Here is a 19,963-nt window from a genome sequence, read left to right as displayed (position 1 = left end):
CAAATCTCATTTTATATGACTTTTGCAAGCTGTTAAGCTAACTTGTGGAACATATGCCGAACCTTATCTATACGGCTATTCGGGCGGCGGGGTTGGCAAATAAATTTACCAATAGCTGGCTGGTATCCTTTTAACTCTGTCAAGCAGACTCCCTGCCCATTTGTGAAATAAGTTAAATCGTTCCTGTATTCTTGAATACATCTAGCAGGGATTTCTCCTTTCAGAATGACCTCGTCATTCTTTATCTGAGTACTTACAATATCTGCACAATACCTTGGAGCATCATGATACGCCCGTGAGAGATATTCCTGCGGTGCATAAATTTCAAAGTGGAGATATGGCTCTAATAGTTCTGTCCCTGCTTTTTTTAAAGCCTGCTCCAATACGATAGGGGAAAGCAGCCGAAAGTCTGCGGGGGTACTTACAGGACTATAATACAATCCATATTCAAAACAGATTTTACAGTCTGTCACTTTCCATCCATACAGCCCCTGCTCGCAGCCATAAAGAACCCCCTCCATAACCGCATTTTGGAACGATTGATTTAAATATCCAAGTGAAACTCTGCTTTCATACTGCACTCCGCTTCCAATAGGGAGCGGCTCTATGGACAACCCGACAGAAGCCCAGAAAGGATTTGGCGGGACTTCTATGTGGATGGTGTGGCTGGCTGCTTTGAGCGGCCGCTCCATATAAATGACGGAGGGTTCCTTTACCACTGTTTCAAGCTTGTATTTTTCCGACAGCAAAGCGGAAACAACCTCCAACTGCACCCGGCCCAAAAAAGAAAGAATGATCTCATGGGTGATGGAATCCACTTCGCAACGCAAAAGCGGGTCAGTATCCGCAAGTTGCGTAAGAGCGTCCAGCAGCCGTTCTCTTTGCGCTGCCGTTTTCGGCGCAATCGTCGTCCGCAGCATGGGGAGGGGGTCCTCGCGCCACCTTTTACGAGGGAGCCGGGTTTGGTCCCCTAATACATCGTTTAACCTCACGCTGTCGCTGGGAAGGATAACAATTTCACCCTGATAAGCGGTGTCTGTCCGAACAATTTCCCCTTTGGATGGAATACGCATCTCTGTGATTTTCAGCTTTTCTCTCCCGGCCAGGGCCACCGTATCCCGCAGGCGCAGCGTTCCGCTGTATAACCGTAGATAGACACGCCGCTGGCCGCAATCGGTGTACTCAACCTTGAAAACGCTGCCGCATAGGGCGGCGCCCCCCTGTTCCCCAATCGGTTGGAACAGCCCTGTCACCGCATCCATCAACGGTTGAATGCCAAGGCCATTTTTGGCGCTGCCATGATAGACTGGGAACAGGGAGGCGTCTTGAACCCGCTGCTGTTCCTCCCGCGCAAGTTTTTCCCGGCTGATTGGTTCTCCTGCGATATACTTTTCCAATAATTCATCGTTATTTTCGATGACCGCATCCCATGCTTCTATGTCGGTATTTTCCTCCAGGACTATTTCCGGGGACAGCGACACCGTCTGCTTGATGATAATATCGGCGGAGAGCTTATCCCGAACAGACTGAACCACGCTCTGCAAATCAACGCCAGCCTGGTCGATCTTGTTGATAAAGATAACGGTGGGAATGTTCATTTTCCGCAGGGCATGGAACAGAATACGGGTCTGGGCCTGCACGCCATCTTTAGCGGAGATCACCAAGATGGCCCCATCTAAAACAGCCAAAGAGCGGTACACCTCCGCCAAAAAATCCATGTGGCCGGGCGTATCCACAATGTTAACTTTACATCTGTGCCACTGGAAGGAAGTGACTGCCGCTTGAATGGTAATCCCACGCTGCCGCTCCAAAAACATGGTGTCCGTCCTCGTTGTCCCTTTTTCGACGCTCCCCGGTTCTGAAATGGCTCCGCTGGCATATAGCAGGCTCTCCGTCAAGGTCGTCTTTCCAGCGTCTACATGGGCAAGAATTCCAATATTGATTATTTTCATGTGATTGTCCTCCCTTTACAGCCCCAAAGGGCATAAAAATCCCCAGCAGTAAAATACTTTTACCACTGGGGATTATAAGTTGCGGACATACACATATACAGCATACACCTGTTTGTGATTGCTGTTTTTGGGGATATGTCAAAATTGATAAGGCAAAAGTATTCTTAAATTGGGTACAAAAAACTAAGCCCCTACAAAAGGAGCTATCATAATCCTTTGTTCCCACTATTTGATTATAGTTTTATTTAAGAATACCTTGCCGCATATTTTTTACTCCTTTTCTGGATTAAATCATTGTATCACATCAGTTTTAATCATTGTATCACATCAGTTTTAGGAAAGCAAGTACCTAAAAGAAATTTTTCTTCCCCTTATATGTAACAATCATACCGGCTTCCTAGCGTTCAGAATGTTTTCTGCTGTCTGCTGTGGTGTTTGGTTGGAATTGTCCAACCAAAAGCCGATCCGTGGTGTTGTCTGCATTTTACTAAATACAAATTCAATGTATACAGAAAGATATAAGGAGTGGGAGGGATTCCGCCGTAGTTGGCATTGTAGGAAAATCCAAAAGTTTAGATTTTCCCACAATGCTTATCTTTTGGTCTTTGGTTCGGAATAGTGTAGTGCTGGCGGTCTATCTCTTGTTTTCGGTTGCTTGCTTCCTTACCGTACATGAGCATTCTCTTGCGGCTGCTCTTGCCCGATTGCCGGAACAGACGCAGGAAGAAATCTTTTTGTACTACTTTCAGCACTTGACGCAGAAAGAAATCGGAGAACAAAGCGGCTGGACACGCAGCACAATCGGGCGGCATATACGGCTTGCCTTGAAGCGGCTGAAAGAGGAAATGGAGGTGCTGTCCCATGAGTAACCGACTTCTCCCCTATGACACTATCATAAAGGCACATGAGGGCGACCCCATAGCGATACAAGCCGTCCTTGACCGATACGCTGGATATATCCGCTACTTCTCTAAGATGAACGGCTATTACAACTCTGATATGGAGGACTACATCAGAACAAAGCTGATTGAAAGCCTGTTCAAGTTCCGGCTTGACCGATAACATAGAAACTGAATATCCCGCCGCCCCGCAGCGGCACATGAAGCAGTAAATCCGAAAAAGATTTGCTGCTTTTTTTGCGCTCATTTTTGGCAAATTTCCAAAAGTTCCGTATTAGATAGTGAAACCAAAAAAGGCTGCCGTTTTTTTTAGACAGCGGGCAAAACGCAGCTTCCGAAACGCCTTATTGTCGGGAAAGACCGAGCCGCCGGAAAAGTTCTTGCCGGAAAGTCCGTCATTTTTGCTTTTTGCGGTGTTGTAGGGAGTAAGAGGAAGAACGCCAGCCCGCAGCCTTTTATGAAAAAGCTGGTTATAGATTTTCTGAAAAAGTGGCAGTAGGAAGTGAACGGCAGTCCGGCAGTTTCTTAGAGCAAGATTCTACCGCAGTACCAAAATTCGCTTTTCGCTCATTTTGCCCCTGCGGGAATCTTGTTGGGGAGTGCCTTCCCCAAACCCTGCTTATGCGGCTTGCGCCGCTTAAAAATCCCTCAAAATATTTTTTCGGATTTTTCAAAAACAGTTCCGCTTCACACCCCGTTTTTCTCCTATTAGTGAGAGGACACCACGCACAGAAAGGAGGTTTTACCATGCGAAAACGATACAACACGCCGCACCGCAGCCGGGTAGTCAAGACACGCATGACCGAGGAAGAATACGCCGAGTTTGCGGAAAGGCTTTCTGCCTGCAACATGAGCCAAGCCGAGTTTATCCGGCAAGCCATAACCGGGGCAGCCATACGCCCCATCATAACCGTTTCCCCCGTCAACGATGAGCTGCTTGCCGCTGTTGGGAAGCTGACCGCCGAATACGGCAGGATCGGCGGCAACTTAAACCAGATAGCCCGGACGCTGAACGAGTGGCACAGCCCCTACCCGCAGCTTGCCGGGGAGGTACGGGCGGCGGTTTCCGACCTTGCTGCCCTAAAGTTTGAAGTCTTGCAGAAAGTGGGTGACGCTGTTGGCAACATTCAAACATATCAGCTCTAAAAATGCCGACTATGGCGCAGCGGAAGCCTATCTCACATTTGAGCATGACGAGTTTACCATGAAGCCCACCCTTGATGAAAACGGGCGGCTGATACCGAGGGAGGATTACCGCATTTCTTCCCTCAACTGCGGGGGCGAGGATTTCGCTGTTGCCTGTATGCGGGCTAATCTCCGCTATGAAAAAAACCAAAAACGGGAAGATGTGAAAAGCCACCACTATATCATCAGCTTTGACCCACGGGACGGGACAGACAACGGCTTGACCGTAGACCGGGCGCAGGAGCTGGGCGAGCAGTTCTGCAAAAAGCATTTCCCTGGACACCAAGCATTAGTCTGCACCCACCCGGACGGGCATAACCACAGCGGCAATATCCATGTGCATATCGTCATCAACTCCCTGCGGATTTACGAAGTCCCGCTTCTGCCCTACATGGACAGACCAGCCGACACACGGGAGGGCTGCAAACACCGCTGCACCAATGCCGCTATGGAATATTTCAAGAGCGAAGTCATGGAGATGTGCCACCGGGAGGGGCTTTACCAAATCGACCTCTTGAACGGCAGCAAGGAACGGATAACCGAACGGGAATACTGGGCGGCAAAGAAAGGGCAGCTTGCCCTTGATAAAGAGAACACTGTCAGAGAAGCTGCAGGACAGCCGACCAAGCCCACCAAGTTTGAAACGGACAAGGCGAAGCTGCGCCGGACGATACGGCAGGTACTTTCCCAAGCCGCCAGCTTTGACGAGTTTTCTTCTCTTTTGCTGCGGGAGGGCGTGACCGTCAAGGAGAGCCGGGGGCGTCTTTCCTACCTCACGCCAGACAGGACAAAGCCTATCACAGCCCGGAAGCTGGGGGACGATTTTGACAAGGCTGCTGTCCTTGCCCTGCTTACGCAGAACGCCCACAGAGCCGCCGAACAGACCAAAGCCATACCGGAATACCCACACACCCAAAAGGGACGCTTGCAGGAGGAAAAAGCCGCAAAAACCACCCCGGCAGACAACATCTTGCAGCGCATGGTTGACCGGGAAGCCAAGCGAGCCGAGGGCAAGGGCGTGGGTTATGACCGCTGGGCGGCAAAGCACAACCTAAAGCAGATGGCGGCTACCGTTACTGCCTACCAGCAGTACGGCTTTTCTTCCCCGGAGGAACTGGACGAAGCCTGTTCTGCCGCCTATGCCGCCATGCAGGAAAGCCTTGCAGAGCTGAAGCAGGTGGAAAAGACGCTGAACGGGAAAAAGGAGCTGCAACGACAGGTGCTTGCCTATTCCAAGACCCGCCCTGTCCGGGACGGGCTGAAACAGCAGAAAAACGCCAAAGCAAAAGCAGCCTACCGTCAGAAGTACGAAAGCGACTTTATCATAGCAGACGCAGCCGCCCGCTATTTCAGGGAGAACGGCATTTCCAAGCTGCCGAGCTATAAAGCCCTGCAAGCAGAGATTGAAACCCTTATCCAAGAGAAAAACAGCGGCTACAACGATTACCGGGCAAAACGGGAGGAATACCGCCGCTTACAGACTGTCAAGGGCAATATCGACCAGATTTTACACCGGGAGCGCAAGCCTGTGAAAAGGCAGGAACAGGAACGATAAAAACCGCCCCAAAATGTACCCGAACCTATACAGAACAAGGGGGCTGCCCCGTACCCTATCCGCAAATACCAAAGGATTTTTTAACGGGCTTATAGGGCAGAAAAACCCCGAAAATGATACCGAGATAATACAGAATTACCGCCGATACCGCCACACCAGCGGAAACGGCAGAAAGGAGCGCACCCATGCCAAGAATGAGCAAGAAACGGCGGCTGGAATGGTCTTTTTTCCTGCGGCAAGTAAAAATCGGGAATACCACCTGCGACCGTATCACATACAACGACCTCTGCCGGAGCTGTACCCATAGCTGCAAGCAGAGCTTCCGGGCGGTTATCATACTCTGCCCCCGCTACTACTCCAAACGCCGGAAAAAGGAGGACAGGGACAATGGCAGATAACCGCAAGTATTACTACCTCAAGCTGAAAGAGAACTTTTTTGACAGCGACTCCATTGTACTGCTGGAAGATATGAAAGACGGGATTTTGTATTCCAATATTCTCTTGAAGCTGTACTTAAAATCGCTGAAAAACGGCGGGAAGTTGCAGCTTGACGAGCATATCCCCTACACAGCGCAGATGATAGCGACACTGACCCGCCACCAGATAGGGACAGTTGAGAGGGCTTTAGAGATTTTCCGGCAGTTGGGGCTTGTGGAGCAGCTTGACAGCGGGGCTTTCTATATGACCGACATTGAGTTGATGATAGGACAGTCCTCTACCGAAGCCGAGCGAAAACGGGCTGCAAGGCTGGAAAACAAGGCACTTTTACCGCCCCGGACAAAAGGCGGACATTTGTCCGACATTCGTCCACCAGAGATAGAGTTAGAGAAAGAGATAGAGATAGAAAAAGAGAGAGAGGGAGAAACGGGACACCCCACCCCCGCCGCTTATGGCAGATACAACAATGTGATACTGACCGATACAGAGCTTTCCGGGCTGAAAACAGAGCTGCCCGACAAGTGGGAGTATTATATTGACCGGCTTTCCTGCCATATCGCTTCCACCGGGAAGCAGTACCACAGCCATGCAGCCACCATTTACAAGTGGGCGCAGGAGGACGCTACAAAAGGCAAGGCTGCCCCAAAACAGGGCATACCCGATTATTCATGCAAGGAGGGCGAGAGCTTATGAAAAACGAGATTGAAGCTATGATTACGGACATTACAGCCACTACCTCCGAAGCGGAGGACTACACAGGCGAGGACGGGCTTTTATACTGCGGCAAGTGCCATACGCCAAAAGAAGCATACTTTCCAAAAGAAACCGCCCAATGGTTAGGGCATGACCGACACCCGGCAGAGTGCGACTGCCACCGGGCAGCCCGTGAAAAACGGGAAGCCGCTGAAAGTCGACAGAAGCACCTTGAAAAAGTGGAGGACTTGAAACGCCGGGGCTTTACCGACCCCGCTATGCGGAACTGGACATTTGAGCATGACAACGGCAGAAACCCACAGACCGAAACCGCCCGCTTTTATGTGGAGAGCTGGGAAACCATGCAGGCTGAAAATATCGGCTACCTGTTTTGGGGAGGCGTGGGGACGGGAAAAAGCTACCTTGCCGCCTGTATCGCCAACGCCCTTATGGAGCAGGAAGTCCCGGTGTGCATGACAAACTTTGCAACGATACTCAATGACCTTGCCGCCAGCTTTGAGGGCAGGAACGAATATATTTCCCGCCTTTGCAGCTACCCCCTGCTGATACTTGATGATTTCGGTATGGAGCGAGGGACGGAATACGGGCTGGAACAGGTTTACAGCGTGATTGACAGCCGTTACCGAAGCGGCAAGCCGCTGATCGCCACGACCAACCTCACGCTGGAGGAATTGCAGCACCCGCAGGACACGCCCCACGCCCGTATCTATGACAGGCTGACTTCCATGTGCGCCCCCGTCCGCTTCACGGGCAGCAACTTCCGAAAGGAAACCGCACAGGAAAAGCTGGAACGCTTAAAGCAACTGATGAAGCAGCGAAAGGAGAGCCTATGACAGAAACGAAACAGACAAGCACCACCAAAACAGACCGCCGCCCGGACTGTGTGACGGAAATCCGCATGGGCAACTCCGTCCTTACCGTTTCCGGCTTCTTCAAGCAGGGTGCAACCGACACCGCAGCCGACAAGATGATGAAAGTGCTGGAAGCGGAAGCTGCTACACAAAAAACGGAGATTTGACCGACCATAAAGAAGCAGATTTGACGCTTTTGCCGCTATACAGACAGCCGCCCCATGTGGTACAATTAAGATACGGAATAGTGGGGCTGGCTGTCGGAAACGGAGGATTTTATGTTAAGACAGACCAACCAACAACCAATTACCGCCCTTTACCCAAGACTTTCCCATGAGGACGAGCTGCAAGGCGAGAGCAATTCCATTTCCAATCAGAAGCGTATCCTTGAAACCTATGCAAAGCAGAACGGCTTTTCCAATCTGCGCTGGTACACGGACGACGGTTATTCTGGTGCAAACTTTCAAAGACCCGGTTTTCAAGCCATGCTTGCGGACATTGAAGCCGGAAAAGTCGGGACAGTTATCGTAAAGGATATGTCGAGGTTAGGGCGAAACTACCTGCAAGTGGGAATGTACACGGAAATGGTTTTCCCACAGAAAGGCGTCCGCTTCATCGCTATCAATGACGGAGTGGACAGCGCACAGGGCGACAATGACTTTGCCCCGCTGCGGAATATCTTTAACGAATGGCTGGTGAGAGATACGAGCAAGAAAATCAAAGCAGTAAAACGCTCAAAAGGTATGAGTGGCAAGCCCATCACAAGCAAACCTGTGTATGGCTACCTCATGGACGAGGACGAAAATTTCATTATTGACGAGGAAGCTGCACCCGTAGTTAAGCAGATATACAACCTCTGCCTTGCCGGGAACGGTCCGACCAAGATAGCCCGTATGCTCACAGAGCAGCAAATCCCCACGCCGGGGACGCTGGAATACCGCAGGACGGGCAGCACCCGCCGCTACCACCCCGGCTATGAGTGCAAGTGGGCGACCAATACCGTTGTGCATATCCTTGAAAACCGGGAATACACGGGCTGCCTGGTAAACTTCAAGACGGAAAAACTCTCTTACAAAGTCAAGCACAGCGTAGAAAACCCGGAGGAAAAGCAAGCGATATTCGAGAACCACCACGAGCCTATCATAGACACCCAAACATGGGAACGGGTGCAGGAGCTTCGCAAGCAGCGCAAACGCCCCAACCGCTATGATGAAGTGGGCTTGTTCTCCGGCATACTGTTCTGTGCAGACTGCGGCAGTGTGATGTATCAGCAGCGATACCAGACGGACAAGCGCAAGCAGGACTGTTATATCTGCGGCAACTACAAGAAACGCACCCATGACTGTACGGCGCACTTTATCCGCACCGACCTCTTGACCGCTGGTGTACTCTCCAATCTGCGGAAAGTGACCAGCTATGCGGCAAAGCATGAAGCCCGGTTTATGAAGCTCCTGATTGAGCAGAACGAGGACGGGGGCAAGCGCAGGAACGCCGCCAAGAAAAAGGAGCTGGAAGCCACCGAGAAACGCATAGCCGAGTTATCCGCTATCTTCAAGCGGCTGTATGAGGACAGTGTGACCGGGCGCATATCAGACGAGCGTTTCACAGAGCTGTCGGCAGACTATGAAGCAGAACAACGGGAGCTGAAAGAAAGAGCCGCCGCTATCCAAGCGGAGCTTTCCAAAGCACAGGAAGCCACCGTGAACGCAGAAAAGTTTATGAATGTTGTCCGGCGGCATACCAGCTTTGAAGAACTTACCCCTACTCTGCTGCGGGAGTTTGTAGAGAAAATCGTTGTGCATGAGTGCAGCTATGACGAGAACAAGACCCGCAGACAGGACATTGAGATTTATTATTCTTTTGTTGGCAAGGTGGACTTGCCCGAATAACCGCCCGACCTATCCGACACAAGAGCTAAGTGCCGGATAGGAACGGCAAAATTTTTTACACTTCTATTACTTCTTTATCGCACATCAATAAATGCTCATGGCATTGAAGCGGATACAAACACTATTGTTTGATAGAAATAAGAGAGGTTATTTATAATAAAATGAGCCGCCAGAACTGTAGGGGTGATGCAGTACAGGCGGCTCATTTTCTATCTAAACGGATGTATCCGGAAGTTCCGGCAGTTGATCGGTGAGTTCTTCATATCCGAGAAAATCTCCGGCACATGGCATCGATTGCCCTGTCCCCTGCTGTGGTTTCCGGAAGTACAGCCGATACCGATGTCCCTCTAGGAGTTTGATATTCTTTTCCAGTGAGAAGGCGTATTCCTTTCCGTTATCACTGGCAAACCAATATTGCTGGTTTTTCCCGAAGAGTGTCTGTTCCCGTTTCGTGCAGCTTACGTCCAGTGACAGATAAGCATGTGTATGGATCAGGTGGTAGAAACTGAGTGCACGCAGGAGGCTGCAGATTCCGATTAAGAGACTCATAAGAATGAAGAGCCGGTCGTGGGTGGCAATTCCGAAGATGCACCCAAAAAGTACACAGAAAAAGCCGATTGCACTGATGGCAACCAGCTTTGTAAAAAATGGTTTTGGCATAAGGTTCCTTCCTTTAACATGTATGAAATGTGATTTGTTTATTCAGGTACAAATTAGCAATAGCCTGCAGCACTGGATACTGGGTATGGTGAATCTGGACATCATCCACAAGTGTTTGGTAAGTTGTCTCCGGTTCTGTGTATAACTCATCCATAATATCCGATTCGTTGTGGATTACTTTTTCCTGCTCCATACTTGTGACAAGCTCAGCGGTCGTGAGGGATACCTTATCAGCCAGCTTCAGAATGGTATCTTCCATCGGTGAAGAGGGTTTCTTCTTTAAATATCTGCCAAACTCTTTTGCGCCAATACTTCCTTCCAGATAAAGTTGAATGCAACCAAAGAGCCGGATGAGAAAGGTATCCTTCAAGGGAATAATGGTCAGACTGCCGAGAAGGCGATATAAGGCATCCACCCCGGTCAGTCCAATTCCGCTTACAACCAGACCACGTAAGGAAAGTCGGTTTAGATAGTGTTGGAAGGATAAACCTTTCGGACCTTCTTTCTGTATCTGGCGCAGGGTATAGGCATCCTGGAGTTCATGGAGCGTCAGAATCTGAAAAGCAAGACAGCTCCAAAGTAGCAGTTCGTCATCCGATAGTCCATATTCTTGTCCATCGTTGATTACAAGAGGAATGGATTTTCCGCCTGTCGTTTTTTGAAATTTTAAGGTTCCGACAGCAGTATAAAGTGTCAGCATAAAAGTTCCCTCCTTCAAAGTTAAGTCAGAAGTGCATAGAGTGCATCATCCTGCTGTAATAGTTTCCGTGCTTTGCTCTGCCATGCCCGTACACGATTGGCTGGTACTTGGTAGTGTTTTGCCAGGTCAAAGCTGGTATATCCCTGCTGTTGCAGATAGAGGGCTGCAATTCCCTTCTGAATAGTTGGGGAATGTCCGGTGCCAAGCTGGGTTAAATGCTCAAGAAGCAATGTCTGATTTGTGTCCTTTTCCGGGTGAGTTGTTTGTGTATCCTCGTAGGAAAACAAATCACGATAATGGAGATGTTCATCTTCAGATGATGCTTCGTCCAGAGAACAGAGCATGGAGCGGTCACGGGCAATTTTCCGCCAGTAATCAAAGATGGCATGACGGATGATAGTTTTGGCATAAGGCTGGAATGATCTTCCTTCCTCAAATCCGACAGCCGACCGGCACAAAGCCAGATATCCAATCTGACATAATTCCTGTTGTTCTTCCTCAGTTACATAGGCAGCGGTGCGGGTCATGGAACGAATCATGATCGGAACCAGATCCATGGATTTTTCCACCAGTTGTTTTTGCTTTTTATTTAGCGGTAAGGTCATCATCAATCACCGCCTTTCAGCTGGCTGCCCGGAGGCGGAAGGGAATATGGTTGTTCTTTAAAACATCTGCGGATTCCTGAATGAGCTGGTCGCACATATAGTTGCTGAACTGTCCGATGTGAGCCTGCTTATCTGTCAGACAGAACTTATCTGCCACCCAGCGATATGCTTCCGGTTTGGAAAGGATGCCCTGTTGCCAGATCTGATCGAAAATTCGATGTGCCTGAATCCGCTTTTGACGAAGCTCCCGGTTGGCGAGCGTTCCTTTTGGTATCTTGGTTCCCGGATGTACCCCGACATAGGAATTGCAGGATGGATAGTGGGAGCAGACATAAACCTGTCCGCCATGAGAATGCGTTCCATATACAAAGGATGCATCTCTTAATATTGCTGTTCCGCCGCAGTAAGGGCAGCGGATGATTTTTGGTTTCTTCATCTGTTTTCACCTCGCTTGTACATACACGATACGTAACGTGTACGTGAATAACCAGTACGTACTGTATACTTATATTGTAAGTAAGCAGGTGATGAATTCCCATAGGACGCAAGCGGATACTGATCCCAGATTCGGACTAAATGGCACGAATCCCCATTTTTCAGATGCCGGGATAGAAAATTGCCCGGATGAGCGGGAATAAGCCGCTGTCTGTGAAACGTGGATAATTAACCGGTGTAAAGATGAACTTCTCACAGAAAATCCGTAGCAGGAATAAGCTGATCAGTACCAGACAGAGCAGGTAAGTGTTCCTGCGCCTTCTGGTCCATGGCTTTTTCGGACGGAATTTCACATACAGGACAAAAATCATGGGAATAAATATCAGGTTCGTAAAGACCTGATCGATACATTGGATGATTGAAATTACGTTTAACATAGGCAGTGCCTCCTTTCTTTACATATCCTGTACGTATAAGAGCCTGAAAGTGCAACTTTTTGTTACCAGTCATATTGCTGGTTCTCCTGAAGCCGGAGCAGTGCCGGAATGGGGCATGGCTTTAATGGCAGCTTCTGAGCGGCCAGATAGGGCAGATAAAGCTCTGTAAAAGCAGCAATGCTCATGCTTCCGGTACATTCGGTTGGCTCCGGTATCCGGGGAAACAAAAGCGCTGCATCTGAAAGAGGGAGGATGCAGGGGCTTCCCGTTTCATCCGGATGGAATAAAAAGCCGGAGTTCTCACAGCTTTCCTGTGCGTTACAAGTGCGGCACCAGACGTAGATACAGGAGTGCCAGTTCCCTTCACAGAGGTTCAGAAAATGACGGATGTGCTTGGCATCTGTCTTGCAGTGGGGGTGTTTCATATTCATCACCTACTAAAGAAGCAGGCAGTTCCATGTGGGAGCTGCCTGCAGGAGTCTTCGTTATGAGTTACTGATGTTTCTTTTTGCGTTTGAAGTAAACGATGCCCAGGACACTTGCACCTGCAAGTGCAGCTATGGCGATTCCGGCATATAGGAGAAGCGGCGTCTCATCGCCGGTCTTTACAGGCGGAGCTACCGGAGGCGTCTCCGGTTCTTTCGGAAGCTCCGTCATGTGTACGGTCTGACCTTCATCCTTCAGATCCTCATGGGAAGCAATCTCATGTTCGGTTTTTCCGTCTGTATAGTAGAGCTTTTCAAAGACAACCACATCCTGTCCGGCAAGAGCAGAAGCGTCGAAGGTAAAGGTAACTTCCACAGAGCCGCCAGCTTTTTCTGCTTTAAATTCTGCCTGAGCGGTAACTGGTTTTCCGTCTTTTAACAAAGCCTCTTCGGTTTCCTTATTCATCAGGGTTCCGATGACTTTGTACTCAGATCCAGGCATCAGACCATGATAAGTGACCGTATCTACGATAGTCGCTTCCTTGGAAGCAGAGACATCCTGATCCCCGTCACTGCCGTCTTTGGCTGTGGTTTTGATTTCCGGGAAGTAAATAGTCTGTCCTTCATCTGCAATGTCTGCGTGTACGGCAACTTCCTTGTCTTTGTAAGCCAGGGATTCAAAGACAACTACCGTTTTCCCTTTTAAGGAGCTGGCATCAAAGGTAAAGGTAACCTCTATCGTACCAGCGGATTCTTTTGGCTTGAAGGATGCTTTTGCTGTCACCGGTTTTCCGTCTGTTTCGACTGGTTTCTTTGTTTCTTTATCCATCAGAGTTCCGGTCACTTCATATTTATGGTTAGGAACCAGCCCCTTAAAGGAAACCGTATCCACCAGCGTGATTTCTTTCTTTGCACAGGAAATATTGGAGTTCGTGTCCGCATCTTTCGCAGTAGTCTTGATTTCCGGGAAATAGATGGTCTGGTCTTCATCGTTGATGTCGGTATGGACTGCAAGCTGCATCTCATCCTGATATAATTCCTCGAAGACAACGGTTGTTTTGCCCTTTAAGGAAGTTGCATCAAAGGTAAAGGTTACTTTGACGGAGCCAGAGGATTTCTTTGCAGTAAATTCTGTTTTGGAAGTCACCGGTTTTCCATCCACAAGGATTGGTTCGCCTGTTTCTTTGTCCATTAACGTTCCAGTCAGTTTGTATTTCTGGCCTTTTTTCAAGCCTTTGTATTCCACAACGTCTTCAATCGTCACTTCTTTTGCCGGCTGGCTCATGTGTGTACCGGTCTCGGCATCCAGAGCAGTCGTGCCGATCTCAATGGCATCATCGGTCAGAGTTCCAACCCGTACAGTTACAGAATCCTTATAAACTTTAACTTCAAATTTTAAGAGATCCATGCCTTTATTGGAGTCGCAACGCTGTTCCTCCAGGATGTAAGTATCGTAAATCAATGCTCCTTTGGAATCATCCGGTTTGGATGTGCCGAACCAGATGCCGTCCTCTGGAGATTCGCCACGGTTGGTATTGGATGTATGTTTGTTCCATTTTGAGGAAGTGCTGGCATAACCATTGGCATCTGTTACGATCACATGGCTTTCACTTGTTGTTTTGGAAGTGATCTTAAATGGAACATTTGCCAGACGATTCTGGCTGCCGTCAGCAATCTTGACAAATTCCAGATCCCCGCGGATGACCTGATTGGAGATGGAATTGTCTTTTGCAGTCAGTTCCACGATTTTTCCCTGTTCTGTGATGTCAAATTCTACAGAGATCTTTCCGCTGTTCAGATAACCGGAAGGTGCAGTTGTTTCATCCACACGGTAATGTCCGAATGGGAGAGCATCTTTTGCAGTTGCAGCAGAACCGGATTTATCGGCAGTAAGTGTAAGGACAACCTGATCTTTCGTGTAGGATGTTCCGTCTACTAATACCGGATTTTCATTTAACGTAGTGATCGCAAAGACAGTACCTTCCAATGTGGCAGAACCCTGCGGTTTTGCTTCTCCGGTCTCGCTGTCACGTTTCTGGATCTTCACTCCGCCACGGATGACAGATTCTTCTACGGTAGAAGACTGGTATACCGAAACCGTTTCCTGCTTACCGTCACCTGTAATTTTCTGTACGAAGACAGTTGGATTGAGCTGGTATCCGGCAGGGGCTTTGCTTTCCTGTACCGTTATGGTACCGAGCGGAAGACAGACGGTCTTGCCATCACTGGTATAGTAAAAGGCATCGCCGCTTACAAAGGAATCTTTGGTAAAATGCATCTTTCCGGAAACATCTGTTTTTAATACCCAGGTACGTGCCGGTTTCTTTCCAGCTTCCGCAGGATCACTGTCAGACTGCTCGGTATAGAACTTGACTGTAAATTCTGCGTCTGCAAGGGAAGCTGCTCCCTGTGGGGAGGCTTTCTTTGTTTCGGCATCCAGCTTTTCAAGCACCAGATCCATAGGATTATTCTGCGGAATCTCTGTTACGTTTGCAGCAGAAGTCTGTTCTGCTTTTACAGTGACTTTGTGAGCTTTGGTGTCTACAATGTAGCCTTTGGAAGCAGAGAGCTCTTTTACGGTATAATCGCCTTCCTCCAGTTCGCCGGATCTGGCATACCCGTTTTCATCGGTGGTCAGTTTCTGGATGAGCTTCTCACCCTGATAGATTCCATACACAGCACCCTTTAAGCTGTAATTCGGATTCCCGTCCGATATACTTCCGTTGGCAGAAGATTTTTTCAGTTCGATCCAGCCGTTTGGAACCTGATACCAGCTTCCGGCAATGGTCTGGCTGCCCTGTCCCGGAACGATGAATGCCCGGAAGTCTTCCGGCGGGTTCGGAAGTCCCGGGATGGCACTGGCTACTTCCAGTGCTTTATCAATATAGGACTGCGGAGCGCCATGGAAAGCTCCGGTGTCAGCGGAATTACCGGCATAGATGTAAGCGACAACCAGATGTCCGATGACATAGCTGTTATCATCACTCCAGCCACTGAAATATTTATCCTTGACGACTTTATCGTAGCCGTAGCCGCCGTTTAAGTAGTAGAGCGCTTTTCTGAGCGGGGAGTTCTGGCTTAAAAGGTCATAGGAATAGGAACCGGAGGAAGGGGTTTTCTTCAGTGGTTCCACGCAGTAGGCAGTATTGCTCCCGTCAAAGCTCATGCGGGAGGTAAAATAGCTACCGTAAGGGATATTGGCACCTGCCTTATAGCTGATGGTGCCGTCGGCTGCATGAACCGGAAAACTGCCGGAAAACAATGCGCCGACTGCGACAAGGACTGCCAGCAGCATAGCCAGCGTCCGTCTGGTATAGGATTTGTATGTCTGTAACATAAGTCTCCTCCTTCTTGAAGTTCAAATGAAAAGGGCAGCGTCAGTGCTGCCCAAAGTTACACAGCCTGTTTCTTCTGTTTCGCAAGGATTTCCAGAAGCTCCTGCCGATCTGTGGTAATCAGCTCCTTTTCCAGATTGGAAGCCTTAAATTCCACAGTGATGTTATTATTGTTGGTTGAGATCAGACCGTTGCCCCGCTGGAAATGGGTGATGTTCATTACTTCTGTTTCCGATAAATGCAGGATAGTCTTCACCCGCTGTGCCTCTTCATCCTCCATGTTCAGGATGATCTTGGTCTTGCAGTTATTGATGATACCCTTGCCGTACTTCCCGTCATCCAGAGCAAAGAAGTCGTTCAGATCCTGTGTGGCAAATATGCCGGCTCCGGAGTAAGCCCGGATGATCTTGGCAATTTCCAGTACGAATTCCGCTGCAAGCCGGTTGCTGGATGCACCGATGAGCTGCCAGACCTCATCGACAAAGATGGCTTTTTCTTCGGTACGGTTTTCCTTCGCTTTATCCCAGACATAATCCAGGGCTACGAACATGCCGACCGTTAAAAGATCGCTGGAACCGGTCAGTTCGGAGATATCCAGTACCGTATATTTATTGGTCAGGTCCACATTGGTCTGCTGGTTAAAGGAAGAAGCAGAACCATGAACCAGCCGGTTTAAGATGTGCGCCAGACGCTTCGTATCTTCGCTTTCCAGCAGGACATTGTAGACATCCTCCAGAATGGGCATCTTTTTGTACTGCTCCGGATGCTGCGGATCTGTCAGGGATTCATTTTTATGTGTAATCCCTTTTAAGGCATAGGTTTTGATCAGGGCTTCATCCAGAAGCTGCTTCTCCTCATGGGACATATCCGGGATCAGCAGACTGAAGAAGATGTGAAGCCTTTGAATCTTGCCAGCCAGTGCGGAGGCATCGAGGGTCGGTCCGTCTAAAAGTTCATTTACAGAATTGTCTACCTTCCGGATTTCCATGATGTTGATACAGTTTTTACTGGCAGGGGAGATCTGGATAAATTCTCCGCCGACATTCCTTGCAGCCCGGTAAAATTCGTGTCCCTTTAGGGGAGCGATGATGAACACCTGGATGCCTTTTCTTCGCATCCTTAGTGCCATGGTCTGCATGGTGAAGGTCTTTCCTGCTCCCGAACAGCCTAAGATACAGATGTTGCTGTTCTTGTACTGCCTGGAATCAAAGATATCCGCAATGACCAGGGAATTGTTATGCTTGTTTACCCCAAAGAGGATTCCGTTATCATCGCAGATACTGTAGCTGACGAAGGGATAGCAGCTTGCCGCCCCGGAAGTCAGTACGTTCCGCTTGGACAGCTTAAAAAGCTTCTTGTCCAGATTTGCCAGCGGCAGAGAGGAGAGAAAGCCCTGCTCCTGCAAAAAGTAGCAGGAGTGTAAGTTCATATCCTGCGAAATCAGGAGCTTTTTCATTTCCTGAATCCGCCACTGCAGTTCTTCCAGAGTGGAAGCGGTAATGGTGATGAGAAGATTCATGTAATAGAAATCTTCGTTGTTGGCAAGTCCCTGCTTCAGAAAATATCCGGAGCGGATGGCAGAATTCAGGTCATCATAGTCAGTGTTGGTATCGGACGCATCCTTTAATTTGGAACGGTTGATACGGATCTGCTGACCGAGACGCTGCTGGATCTTGTCCTTTGGCTGTTTCTGGAGAAAGAAATCAATATCAATCCCTTCCCCGGCATTGACAAGGAGTGACAGCCATCCGGGAGTTACCCGGTTTTTGTAGCCGTCAGACGGCACAAGCAGGTAGGAATGGTAAAGCCCATTGATCTGCACATAATGGGAGTGCTTGAAATCCACACTTTCCGGTGCGAGAAACTCGTTGATCCGGATGTGATCCAGTTCCTCCATGCGGTTTTCCTTTGTATAGGCGGACAGTACAGTGCTGATCCGGTCCGGAAGCGGAACCTCCGTACAAAGGGTACGGTTTAACAGTGTGTACAGGACATCTGTGGTAAATTCATCCTCATTGTCATGGGTGACCACTTCATTCCCGCACTGGTACAGAAAGGTTTTGGCAGTCTGGGATGCCGTCTCAAGGGCGGCAAGGATTTCCCGTTCCTCCTCCTTCCGGTTGGCATTGAAGGGTTCATACTCAAAAATCAGAAAGAACCGTCTGGATACTGCTTCTCTGGAACTTAAGTTCTGGACAAACTGGATGTAGTCACGCTGCAGCTCCTGACAATGAGGATCGGTTTCCCGCTCCAGCTCCAGCCGGGACTGCTCCAAATGCTTATTGATGTCTGCTTTTTTGGAGATCATCTTGATCTGGAGTTTGACCGGGCTGATCTTTAAGTAGCTGATAAAGCTGTAAATGATGCCCTGCTGTTCTCTGGCACTTCGAAGCAGGAAGTTGATTGGTTCAATCTCCAGGATCTTCACGTACCGTCCGTCTGTGGTATAGACGATCCCGTTTTCGATTTTTTCCACCGGAAGATAATCCTCCAAGGTCTGGTCTTTCTTTCGCTTTTTCCGGGAAACGGGGTTTGCCGTGGCAGATGAGGCGTCCTTCTTGGAAACCACCTTCTTTTTCTGCTCTTTTTTTGCCGCCCGATTTTCGGAAACTGCCCGTTTTTCTTCCTCCTTTCGTCTCCGGGCTTCCGTTTTTTTCTGGATTTTTATCTGTTTCGCCGCCTCTTTTTTCTGTCGGCTGGCTTCTTTCTGCTCCCACTTTAGATAACGGATATCTTCCTTTGCCTGTTTTTTGATGCCCCGCTTGGTGGAGGTATCAAACTGTCGGTGTTCTTTTTTTTTACTTTTTGGCGGGGCTGGTGCGTCCGGTTCAGACTGCGGGGGAGCCGATGCCATTACTTTGGAAGGCTCTGCCGTTTTTTCTGCTTTCCGGTGTTTCTTTGTCTTTGGCTCTTTGGAACGTGGGTTCCTGCGTGGCTTTCCTTCCGGAAGACTGTCGGACCTCCAGATTACCCTGCGGTTCACTACAAAACGCAAGGCATTCATCAGAAAGGCAGTGATGCTCTCTCCGCCGATTCCAATCAGGGCTACCATTGCCGCCGGAAGTGCGGTCATGCAGAGAATGATGATGCGGGCAGTCAGGGACAGCGGCAGGTGGGAAACAGGGATACCAATTGCCAGGGAAAGAACAATGCTTTCTATGGCATTGCGGATGTCAAAAGTTCCGTTTAGGATCTTGCCTTTCTCAATGAAGTTGGGCGGGATAAAGGAAACCGGTGTTTCTTCTGGCTGTGTCATGGCTGCACCTCCTTTTTCGTATCTTTCGCATCTTTGGAAGGCACAGAGGCACTGCCGGATTCTGTGTCCGGAGCTTCCGGGCTGTCAGAAGTATCCGGATACCCGCCTTCCTGCAGGTGTTCGATGTCCTGCGAAGTCTGGGACGGCAGGGAATCATCTGTCTGTTTTTCGTAAACAGTTGTATCTGCAGAGACCTGTACCCCGTCTTCTCCAAATAAAAACACACCCGTCGGGGTGTGGTAGGTAACCGGAAGCGTATCCTGATCGGAAAGTGAAAACATCAGGCAGACGGTTGTTTCGGTAGGGTAGCTGGTTTTTTCCGGCAGGAAGGTGATGCTTGTCTGTTCTTTTTTGACATACTCTTTTAGGTAGACAGGAAACTGCTCTTTGAGAGAAGCAATCTGGCTGTCGGAGAAAAATGCTTTTAAAGCATCAAAATCCAGATATTCCGGCATGGGGGTATCAGAATTTGTTTCTGTTGTTTCCTTTGCCGGTTCCCTGCCTTTGTTTCCGGAAGCTTCTTTTTTCTGGCTTTTCCAGAAACTGGGGAGAACCAGTCCGGCAAGCAGCAGAAACAGCATTAGGAAAATGGAAAGAATCACTTTTGTTCTGTTCATAATGGCTCCT

19 protein-coding genes are annotated in these 19,963 nt (G+C 49.1%); 9 read left to right on the top strand and 10 right to left on the bottom strand.

Annotated features, from left to right (window positions below):
- Positions 1-32: 32 nt before the first annotated feature.
- Positions 33-1,952: a TetM/TetW/TetO/TetS family tetracycline resistance ribosomal protection protein gene (gene tet / locus DW125_RS02275; RefSeq protein ID WP_117536993.1), complete on the bottom strand. Its 1,920-nt coding sequence runs from the start codon at positions 1,950-1,952 to the stop codon at positions 33-35.
- A gap of 587 nt (positions 1,953-2,539) precedes the next feature.
- Here tet and DW125_RS02265 point away from each other — a divergent pair.
- From DW125_RS02265 to DW125_RS02220, 9 genes are all read left to right on the top strand, one after another.
- Positions 2,540-2,821, top strand: coding sequence for a sigma-70 family RNA polymerase sigma factor (locus DW125_RS02265; RefSeq protein WP_330411767.1), 282 nt, complete (start codon positions 2,540-2,542; stop codon positions 2,819-2,821).
- The gene (locus DW125_RS02260; protein ID WP_006858003.1) at positions 2,814-3,014 is read left to right on the top strand and encodes a helix-turn-helix domain-containing protein; all 201 of its coding nucleotides are present in this window, start codon (positions 2,814-2,816) and stop codon (positions 3,012-3,014) included. Before DW125_RS02265 ends, DW125_RS02260 begins: the two co-directional genes overlap by 8 nt.
- 584 nt (positions 3,015-3,598) lie before the next feature.
- Positions 3,599-3,997, top strand: a complete 399-nt coding sequence (locus DW125_RS02255) for a plasmid mobilization protein (protein WP_034479871.1) — start codon at positions 3,599-3,601, stop codon at positions 3,995-3,997.
- Positions 3,969-5,591, top strand: coding sequence for a relaxase/mobilization nuclease domain-containing protein (locus DW125_RS02250; protein ID WP_117536992.1), 1,623 nt, complete (start codon positions 3,969-3,971; stop codon positions 5,589-5,591). The genes DW125_RS02255 and DW125_RS02250 overlap by 29 nt, the downstream gene beginning before the upstream one ends.
- A 185-nt stretch (positions 5,592-5,776) precedes the next feature.
- Positions 5,777-5,989: a hypothetical protein gene (locus DW125_RS02240; RefSeq protein WP_117536991.1), complete on the top strand. Its 213-nt coding sequence runs from the start codon at positions 5,777-5,779 to the stop codon at positions 5,987-5,989.
- Entirely contained in the window at positions 5,979-6,722 is a 744-nt protein-coding gene (locus DW125_RS02235; RefSeq protein WP_117536990.1) for a phage replisome organizer N-terminal domain-containing protein, read from the top strand. Before DW125_RS02240 ends, DW125_RS02235 begins: the two co-directional genes overlap by 11 nt.
- A complete protein-coding gene (locus tag DW125_RS02230) occupies positions 6,719-7,576 on the top strand; it encodes an ATP-binding protein (protein WP_117536989.1) in 858 nt (285 codons plus the stop codon). Before DW125_RS02235 ends, DW125_RS02230 begins: the two co-directional genes overlap by 4 nt.
- Complete coding sequence (locus DW125_RS02225) at positions 7,573-7,761, top strand: transposon-encoded TnpW family protein (protein WP_117536988.1); 189 nt, start codon at positions 7,573-7,575, stop codon at positions 7,759-7,761. The genes DW125_RS02230 and DW125_RS02225 overlap by 4 nt, the downstream gene beginning before the upstream one ends.
- Before the next feature lie 111 nt (positions 7,762-7,872).
- Positions 7,873-9,483 carry a recombinase family protein gene (locus DW125_RS02220; RefSeq protein WP_117536987.1) on the top strand — a complete coding sequence of 537 codons (1,611 nt, stop codon included), beginning with the start codon at positions 7,873-7,875 and terminating at the stop codon, positions 9,481-9,483.
- Positions 9,484-9,696: 213 nt separating this feature from the next.
- Here the strand turns inward: DW125_RS02220 and DW125_RS02215 are convergent, their stop codons facing one another.
- The 9 genes from DW125_RS02215 to DW125_RS02175 form a co-directional block, all read right to left on the bottom strand.
- Positions 9,697-10,143, bottom strand: a complete 447-nt coding sequence (locus tag DW125_RS02215; protein WP_117536986.1) for a hypothetical protein — start codon at positions 10,141-10,143, stop codon at positions 9,697-9,699.
- Between the two features lie 13 nt (positions 10,144-10,156).
- The gene (locus tag DW125_RS02210; protein ID WP_117536985.1) at positions 10,157-10,843 is read right to left on the bottom strand and encodes a cell division protein; all 687 of its coding nucleotides are present in this window, start codon (positions 10,841-10,843) and stop codon (positions 10,157-10,159) included.
- A gap of 20 nt (positions 10,844-10,863) precedes the next feature.
- Positions 10,864-11,451 (bottom strand): sigma-70 family RNA polymerase sigma factor, encoded by a 588-nt coding sequence (locus DW125_RS02205; protein WP_117536984.1) that lies wholly within the window; start codon positions 11,449-11,451, stop codon positions 10,864-10,866.
- A gap of 13 nt (positions 11,452-11,464) precedes the next feature.
- Positions 11,465-11,884 carry a DUF3268 family zinc-finger domain-containing protein gene (locus DW125_RS02200; protein WP_117536983.1) on the bottom strand — a complete coding sequence of 140 codons (420 nt, stop codon included), beginning with the start codon at positions 11,882-11,884 and terminating at the stop codon, positions 11,465-11,467.
- A gap of 160 nt (positions 11,885-12,044) precedes the next feature.
- A complete protein-coding gene (locus tag DW125_RS02195) occupies positions 12,045-12,320 on the bottom strand; it encodes a hypothetical protein (RefSeq protein WP_008373818.1) in 276 nt (91 codons plus the stop codon).
- Between the two features lie 62 nt (positions 12,321-12,382).
- Positions 12,383-12,745, bottom strand: a complete 363-nt coding sequence (locus DW125_RS02190; protein WP_040015509.1) for a hypothetical protein — start codon at positions 12,743-12,745, stop codon at positions 12,383-12,385.
- Positions 12,746-12,812: 67 nt separating this feature from the next.
- Entirely contained in the window at positions 12,813-16,082 is a 3,270-nt protein-coding gene (locus DW125_RS02185) for a VaFE repeat-containing surface-anchored protein (RefSeq protein WP_242992885.1), read from the bottom strand.
- Between the two features lie 56 nt (positions 16,083-16,138).
- The gene (locus DW125_RS02180) at positions 16,139-19,336 is read right to left on the bottom strand and encodes a TraG/VirB4 family ATPase (protein WP_117536982.1); all 3,198 of its coding nucleotides are present in this window, start codon (positions 19,334-19,336) and stop codon (positions 16,139-16,141) included.
- Positions 19,333-19,953, bottom strand: a complete 621-nt coding sequence (locus tag DW125_RS02175; RefSeq protein ID WP_158549877.1) for a DUF5038 domain-containing protein — start codon at positions 19,951-19,953, stop codon at positions 19,333-19,335. Before DW125_RS02175 ends, DW125_RS02180 begins: the two co-directional genes overlap by 4 nt.
- Positions 19,954-19,963 lie beyond the last annotated feature (10 nt).

Source organism: Dorea sp. AM10-31 (assembly GCF_003435815.1).
Lineage (GTDB): Bacteria > Bacillota > Clostridia > Lachnospirales > Lachnospiraceae > Dorea_D > Dorea_D hominis.
Note: the sequence above shows the minus strand (reverse complement) of the source record. Positions and strands in the feature narration are given on the sequence as shown.